The following is a 7,182-nucleotide window of genomic DNA, read 5'->3' as shown; positions in this document are numbered from 1 at the left end:
CGCCTTCTTTATCTGGGGGTTCTTCTTCGCCAGCATCTCCAGTTCCTCCCCGCCTTCACTTTTCAAGAACAACAGCCAGTCGAACAGTTCCGTCCGGTCGTCCCGCTTCGGCACTTTCGGCAGCTCCAGCGTATTCACTTCCAGTATGTCCGTAAACTCCGATCCGCTTTCTTTATCGTAAAGCCGATATCTGTTGTGGTATTTCCGGTTTTCCTTTATCAGCTCGTAATCTGTTATTACTATGCTGATGACCCTCTTGATTGCCCCGTAATCTTCTCCCCTGCTTATCTGCTCCGTAATCATTTTGCCTGCGTAGTAAACTATGCGCTCACGCATTTGCGGCGTCTCCAGTATCTGGATTTCCACTTCCACCACTTTGCCGCTCTTGGTATGGATCTTTACGTCCAACACGCTCAATTTGTCGTCGGCGCTTTCGCGTTTAAGATGGGGATCCACTATGGATAGTTCTTCATATTCACTCTTGGGCAGGTCAAGGACGGCCTGCAAAAAAGAGGCCAGCACATCGGCGTTCCTCTGGTCGCCGAAGATAAGTTTAAAGATGAAATCGTTCTTGGGCGAAAGTATTTCTTTGCTCATCTTCATCGGTACCATTTCCTTTTGAATTAAACTTTATTCGGCGCGAGATCCTGTCTCCCGCTGAATGTCCGTTCGCGAATCGGCGGGCCGCCTCCGCGGAAAGGGCGCGTTCCCCGCCTTCTCCAAAACAAGCCAAATACCGCCCCAAAAAAGCTTTACAGGCCATCCCGCGCCCCTCTTCCCAATCTTTCAAGCGCCGCCTGCCAAACGGCCGCTTTCCCCTTTTCCCAATCTCCTTTTGCCAACTCAAAGAAAATGAGATCATGAATGCCGTCAGGCCGCTTTATTTTCCCTAACGCGCGGCCGGTTTCAACGAAAAGCAGGTTTTTGTGCAAAGCCGCGCTCGCCGCGTTCGGCGCGAGCACCTGACTTTTTATCCTCACAATGTCGCGTTCATTAAAAATATACTCCATAGACAAGCAGCCAAGCACCGACCCCGCGCCTTTTGCGGCATCCGGCGCGCCGATATAAAACCCCCAGGCGCAGCTTCGCGCTGTTTTATCAAAATCGGTGAAACACGTTGCGCCCCACGGTCGGCCGTCCATGCAGAAAAGCCATAGATCGTCGCCCCGCTCCGTGCGGCCGTCAAACCATGCGGCATGCTTTTCCCGGGAAATAATATGGTCGTCAATCATATATTTCCGTATGTCGGCTCGGTTTCGCCACTTTAGGATCAGCGGCAGATCCGCGCGTTCAAGTTTCCTTAATCCATACTTCACGCGCCATGCCCCCAATCGGCAATTTTCCCCTGCTTGTCTTTTCCGCAATCATTTGGTCGGCGCAATAAACTATAAACCAAAGACCCGCCGCGGCTGAAAGGAAAACCCAGTCATCGAAACAAGGCCGCTATGCCGAAAGTTTTCCCGCCCTGCCGCAAATCTCGTTATACGCTCATATTCCTTTCAAAACGCTCTCCAGGCTGGACGCGACATAATCTTGCTGTTCGTCGGTCAACCCGTAATAAAGGGGCAGGGTGAAAGCCTCTTGGTAATACTTCTCGCTGGCCGGAAAGTCGCCGCGCGCAAAGCCCAGCTTCCGGTAATAAGGATGCAGGTGCACGGGAATATAGTGCAAGTTGAGCGCGATCCCCTTTTCCGCCATCCGCGCGAACAAATCCCTTTTGCTTATCCCGGTTTTGCCGAAATCCAGCCGCGCCGCATAAATATGCCAGGAAGACGTGGCGTATTCCGCCTGATACGGCAAACAAAGCGGCAATTCAGCCAGCAATCGTCCGTAGCGCGCCGCCAAATACCGGCGGCGCGCTACAAACTCATCCGCCCGTTTAAGCTGGTTTGTCCCCAGCGCCGACTGTATATCGGTTATCCGATAATTAAAGCCCAACTCGATCTGCTCATAATACCAGGGACCGTCCGGCTCGCGAGTCATCGCCCCACGCTCGCGGGTGATCCCGTGGCTGCGGAAAAGGCGCAGCCGCCCGGATAGTTTTTCGCTGTTGGTCAGCGTCATGCCGCCCTCGCCGGTGGTAATGATCTTTACCGGGTGAAAGCTGAAAACCGCCATGTCGGAATACCGGCAGCCGCCCACGCGGCTGTTTTTGTACCCGGCGCCCAGAGCGTGCGAGGCATCCTCTATGACCATGAACCCGTATTTTGCCGCCAAGGCGGCGATGCGCTCCATGTCGCAGGACTGCCCGGCGAAATGCACCGGCATAACGATTTTGGGTTTCAACCGGCTTTTCTTTAATTTTTCCTCCAGCAAATCCACACTTAAATTGTAAGTAGCCTCGTCAATATCGACGAAATCAACCGCCGCCCCGCAATAGAGGGCGCAGTTGGCCGAAGCCGCGAAAGTGTTGGGGCTTGTCCACAACACGTCGCCTTTTCCCAATCCGGCCGCGAGACAGGCGATGTGCAGGGCGGCGGTGCCGCTGTTGACCGCCGCCGCGTAACGCGCCCCGGCATAAGCCGCCGCCGCCCGCTCGAACGTTTCCACCGCCGGTCCTTGGGTCAAAAAGTCCGAGCGGAGCGTTTCGATCACCGCGTCTATATCCGACTGCCCTATGCTTTGCCGGCCGTAATAAATCATGGGCCGTTCATCTCCCGCAGTTCTTCCACCGTCAGAAAATGCGGGTTGACGCCGGAACTGTACTCAAAGTTTTCCGGCACCGGCCGGCCGCTCTCCCCGTCAAGGCTCCGTTCGTAATCTACCTCCCGCGCAAAATCTATCGTGGGTTTTATCACATAATACTTGTCAAACTCCACCGTTATATAATAACTGTCCGCCGGGCACATTACCTCGTGCAGCTTCTCGCCCGGGCGGATGCCGGTGATCTTTACCGGCAGATGCGGCGCGACCGCTTTTGCCAGATCGAGTATGCGCATGGAAGGAATTTTGGGCACGAAAATCTCCCCGCCCCGCATCCTTTTAAAACTTGCCAGCACGAAATCCACCCCGTCTTCCAGCCGCAGCCAGAAACGGGTCATGCCCGGATGGGTTACCGGCAGCTCTTTTGCCCCTCTTGCCGCCAGTTCCCGGAAAAAGGGCGCCACCGAGCCGCGCGAGCCTACCACATTGCCGTAACGGACGACGGAAAAAACGGTAGGCCGATTGCCGGCAAGGTTGTTGGCCGCGACAAACAGCTTGTCGGAGGCCAGCTTGGTTGCCCCGTAAAGATTGATCGGGTTGGCCGCCTTGTCGGTGGAAAGGGCGATTACCTTCTCCACTTTGCACTCCAGGGCGGCGTTGATGACGTTCTGCGCGCCCATCACGTTGGTCTTGATACATTCCATGGGATTGTATTCGGCGGCCGGCACCTGTTTCAGGGCGGCGGCGTGCGCCACATAATCGACGTTGAGCATGGCCTGCAGCAGGCGGTGCTCGTCGCGCACGTCGCCAAGGAAATAACGCATGCAAGGATGATCGAAAGTCTGCCGCATGTCAAATTGTTTAAGCTCGTCCCGGGAAAAGACGATCACCCGGCGCGGCTTGTAACGGGCAAGAAGCATCTTTATGAACATCCTGCCGAAAGAACCGGTGCCGCCCGTAACCATCACCGCTTTACCGTTAAACATATCTTCCTCCCAAATGCCTCGCGCCGTCCCAGTCCGCCGCGCCCCTTCAGCCGCCCGTCCGGATCAGCCGGCGCCAGACTATATATATCTGTTTGCCGTAAACGCGCTCGCGCAAATCATCTTCCGCGAGAAAACTCACGGCGTATTCAAGGTCGGGGTTGCCGCCCAGCCGCGCTTTCTTGTCCGGGCAAAGGCCGCCGTATTCTTCCTGGGCGGCGGCTCGCGCAACCAGCCTTCCCCGGTCGCGGATCACCGGAAACATCTTCAGCTGCCCGATGATTTCCGCCAATTTCGCCCTGTCATCCAGCGCCGCGCGGACATCTTCCAAAAGGCCGGCCCGCGCCAGGATTCCGTTGTATAATGGCTTTGTGGGGGCGATAAGGGTAACTTCCCCTTCGCCCCGGGCAAAAGAGGCGAAAACATCGAAACAGGTCCGCTCCTTGCCAACCGCGCCGAGAAAAGCGTAATTTTCCGGCCAATACAATTCCCAGGCGCCGGTTTCTTCGTTCCAGACTTCTATCCAGTCAAAAACCGAGTTGCCGACGACCGGCGAATATAGCGCGACATGCCGCCAGGCCGTGAAAAGATCGTGCAAAACTATCGTGGCCAAGGCAAAGGGAGGAAAGTTTTCCTCGTCCTTATTGGCCAAACGATGATTTAAAATGTCAAAATGGCCCACTTCCAAGGTTTTGCCCACATAGGCGCTGAGGTTAAAAAGCGCCGACATCAGGGCGAAAGCGTCTTTTTTAAAATAACAGCGCTGGCCGGTTTGCCCGTCCGCGCCGCAAAACCGGTACAGGCCCTCCTTCTCCACCGGCCAGGCCTCGCCGGCAAAAGCATAAACCCCCGGCTTGTCGATAAAGCAGCCTTCCGGCAATTCTTTCGCGACGGCAAAGCTTTCCGCCGCCGTAAGCGGCGAAACGTCACCCCCGCGGCAATAACGCGCCGAACCCATAAAACAACTCCCATCCGCCTGTATTTCACGTCTGAAAAATTATATCAAGCTCGTCTCCCCTGCCCGCCAGAAATTCTTCGGCCAGCTCCAGCGAAAAATCGGTAAAATCCTTGCCGGCCGCGACAAAAGCCAAAAACGCCTCTTCCTGCCTTTTTGCGTCGCGCCCGGCTAGTGCCTCCCGCACTTCCTTGGCCTCCCTGCTCAGCCCGTTGCCGAACAACGCTCCAAACAGCGGGGCTCTCAGCAGTTTTTCATAACGGTTGCGGACGGAAGCGTTCTTGCCGCTGCCCTTTGCCTTTTCGAGGGCCTCTTCCAGAACGCCGAATTCTTCCCGCAGACTTTTTATTTCCTGCCGGCACCGGCGGTAAAGGTTCAGCGCGTAATCCTCCGTCCACAGTTTGTTGAGCAGCTGCCCTTCTATGGCGTCTTTCACGGCGCGCCGCAAATCGGCGACCGGCGGCGCGGGCGGCAGGTCCTGCGCCAGGACGTCTATCAACCGTTTGTTTTCAAAGCCGATGATGTTAAGCCCCCCTTCGGTGGCGTTGATAAAATGCCTGTTCCTGCTCATAAGCGCGACATGCTCAAGCGTAATCTTTATATTGACAAAACTGCTGTCCGTATACACTATCTCGCCGTACATGTTTTTAAGCGGGAAACGGTTGGTGTAAGTTGCCAGCCACCGATTTTCTTTATCGGACGCCCAACTGCCGTCGGCGTAATTTTTGTCCTGCCGCCAGCACAGATCCTGGCCAATGAGGATGATCTTGGGCGCGCCGAGCGTGTCCGCCAAAAACAGGCCCAGATTGGAAACCGAAGCGCCGCTGCCGGTTTCCGGCACAACAATCCCCCGGCTGCGCAAAAGCAACGATTTCACCGGATAATTATGCGCCGCGAATATTTCCAGGCAGTTGCCGTCGTAAGCCCGCGCTATGCTGCTTTTTATAAAATCAGTATAGCCGAGCGGGCACTCGTCCGGGTCTATGCCGTCAAACAAGCGCTCCTGCAGGCTGTTGCCCTCGATGGAAAGGCGCAGATGCGGCACTATGCCCCGGCTGTGCAGTATGCGGATGGCCGTGCCGCAGGCGATAACAAAAGCCCGGTCGCCTACCTCGCGCAAAATGCTTATATTTTCGTTGAGCGAAGGACCGGAAGAAACAATAATCACCGGCATGTTCCGGATGATTTCGCCCAAAGCGGAAAAATGGGCGGAACGCAGCTTCAGGTTGCGCCACTGGTTGGCGTGCCACATGTACCGAAAAGCCTGGTGGGTAACTAAAGTCCCACTCAGCTGCAGCCGCGCGTCCCGGTCAAATTCCGCCAGCTTTCCCCGGTGCAGGGGAAAAAGCGAAGCGTATCCCACCGGCAGGAGCACGGCCGCGCTTTCCAAAGCATAATTAAAAACAAATGTTTTATACCAATTGTTTATTTGCGCGAAATCATCGCCGAGTATGATGCTGATGTCGGTTTTGGGAAAAGCGGCGAAAATCTTCTTCAGCGGCATTTCCTCAAGCAGGGCGCGAAAGATGTTCCGGCTGGGCTCAATGATGACCAGCCGCCGCAGGCGGCGAAAGCGTTCTTTTATCGCGCCCAGCAACCCAAGCCCGCCCACGCCCAGAAGGATCACCAGCCCGGCGTTTTCGTCGCTTGCGGCAAACAGCCGCTCCGCCTCCCGCTTGGGGTTGACCGCGCTGCCCAGCGTAACCTCGGCGGCGCCTTTTTTCACCTTGAGCAAACGGCGCCGGCCGTCCCAAAAAGCTTCCGCCCCCGTATCGTCCTCGCCGTTGATTAGTTGCGCGTGCAAAGCGGGCGCGTTGTTTTTTAAGAAATTTAAATTTTCCTCCAGAAAATTCTTCATGTGGCCGCCTTTTCCGCAAAGAGCCGCAGCTTGTATTCCAACAGGTCGGCCAGCAGCAGGTAGTCGGCTTTCTGCCGGGCGGCGGATACTTCCAGCATTATTTTGTTGAATTCCGGCAATTTGTCCGGCCGCAGCTCGCTTGCCCAAGGTTCCAGCCCTTCCAGCAAAAGCAGCAGCTTCTTGTCCGCCTCTTTGAATTGCAGAGCGAAAACCTCGTCCTGCACTTCGTCCAGAAGGCCGGTTATTTTCTCCGTCATAAAAACTCCCCGCCTGTTTTATGATAACATCTATATTATACCATTATACCACAAAAAGAGGGGCCGGAAAATCCCGACCCCTCTTTTTTGCCGGACATTTTAACATGTTTCGTCCGCGAAAACAATAGGCTACTGCAGGAGGGTCAACACTTGCTGCGCACGGGCGTTTGCCTGTGCCACCATCGTCTGCGCCGCCTGCGACTTGATGTTCTCCTTCGAGAACCTCGACATCTCCGCCGCCATGTCGGTGTCGCGGATGCGCGACTCCGCCGACGTCACGTTCTCCGACGTCGTCTCCAGCGCGTTGATCGCGTATTCCATCCGGTTCTGGATCGCCCCCAAAAGGCTTCTCTGCGAGGACACCCGCGTGGTGGCGTTGTCCACTTCCGTGATCGCCGCCTGCGCCTTCTCGTTGCTCGACACGCTGGTGTATTGGAGCCCCAGCGCCCGCGCCCGCATGTCGCTTATCGACGCGAAGGTTACCTG

General features: G+C 55.9%; 8 protein-coding genes. All 8 read right to left on the bottom strand.

Going from position 1 to position 7,182, the window contains the following annotated elements:
* The coding region (locus LBO03_10535; protein ID MDR3350008.1) for an Rpn family recombination-promoting nuclease/putative transposase at nucleotides 1-603 on the bottom strand (603 nt) is incomplete at its 3' end.
* 149 nt (nucleotides 604-752) lie between these two features.
* Entirely contained in the window at nucleotides 753-1,316 is a 564-nt protein-coding gene (pseH, locus tag LBO03_10530; protein ID MDR3350007.1) for a UDP-4-amino-4,6-dideoxy-N-acetyl-beta-L-altrosamine N-acetyltransferase, read from the bottom strand.
* A gap of 172 nt (nucleotides 1,317-1,488) precedes the next feature.
* Nucleotides 1,489-2,643, bottom strand: coding sequence for a UDP-4-amino-4,6-dideoxy-N-acetyl-beta-L-altrosamine transaminase (gene pseC / locus LBO03_10525; protein ID MDR3350006.1), 1,155 nt, complete (start codon nucleotides 2,641-2,643; stop codon nucleotides 1,489-1,491).
* Nucleotides 2,640-3,629, bottom strand: a complete 990-nt coding sequence (gene pseB, locus LBO03_10520) for a UDP-N-acetylglucosamine 4,6-dehydratase (inverting) (protein MDR3350005.1) — start codon at nucleotides 3,627-3,629, stop codon at nucleotides 2,640-2,642. The genes pseC and pseB overlap by 4 nt, the downstream gene beginning before the upstream one ends.
* A 46-nt stretch (nucleotides 3,630-3,675) precedes the next feature.
* Entirely contained in the window at nucleotides 3,676-4,584 is a 909-nt protein-coding gene (locus tag LBO03_10515; protein MDR3350004.1) for a hypothetical protein, read from the bottom strand.
* A gap of 25 nt (nucleotides 4,585-4,609) precedes the next feature.
* The gene (locus tag LBO03_10510; GenBank protein ID MDR3350003.1) at nucleotides 4,610-6,439 is read right to left on the bottom strand and encodes a DUF115 domain-containing protein; all 1,830 of its coding nucleotides are present in this window, start codon (nucleotides 6,437-6,439) and stop codon (nucleotides 4,610-4,612) included.
* A complete protein-coding gene (locus LBO03_10505) occupies nucleotides 6,436-6,696 on the bottom strand; it encodes a hypothetical protein (GenBank protein MDR3350002.1) in 261 nt (86 codons plus the stop codon). The genes LBO03_10510 and LBO03_10505 overlap by 4 nt, the downstream gene beginning before the upstream one ends.
* A gap of 129 nt (nucleotides 6,697-6,825) precedes the next feature.
* Nucleotides 6,826-7,182, bottom strand: a 357-nt coding sequence (locus LBO03_10500) for a flagellin (GenBank protein MDR3350001.1), incomplete at its 5' end; no start/stop codon positions are given.

This window comes from Acidaminococcales bacterium (genome assembly GCA_031290885.1).
GTDB lineage: Bacteria > Bacillota > Negativicutes > Acidaminococcales > JAISLQ01 > JAISLQ01.
The sequence above is the reverse complement of the archived record's forward strand: the minus strand, read 5'-3'. Positions and strand labels throughout refer to the sequence as shown.

Bases quoted from the DNA above. Each gene is read 5' to 3' on its own strand.
- LBO03_10515 (MDR3350004.1), bottom strand. From the start codon at position 4,584: ATGGGTTCGGCGCGTTATTGCCGCGGGGGTGACGTTTCGCCGCTTACG.
- LBO03_10505 (MDR3350002.1), bottom strand. From the start codon at position 6,696: ATGACGGAGAAAATAACCGGCCTTCTGGACGAAGTGCAGGACGAGGTT.
- pseB (MDR3350005.1), bottom strand. From the start codon at position 3,629: ATGTTTAACGGTAAAGCGGTGATGGTTACGGGCGGCACCGGTTCTTTC.
- pseC (MDR3350006.1), bottom strand. From the start codon at position 2,643: ATGATTTATTACGGCCGGCAAAGCATAGGGCAGTCGGATATAGACGCG.
- LBO03_10510 (MDR3350003.1), bottom strand. From the start codon at position 6,439: ATGAAGAATTTTCTGGAGGAAAATTTAAATTTCTTAAAAAACAACGCG.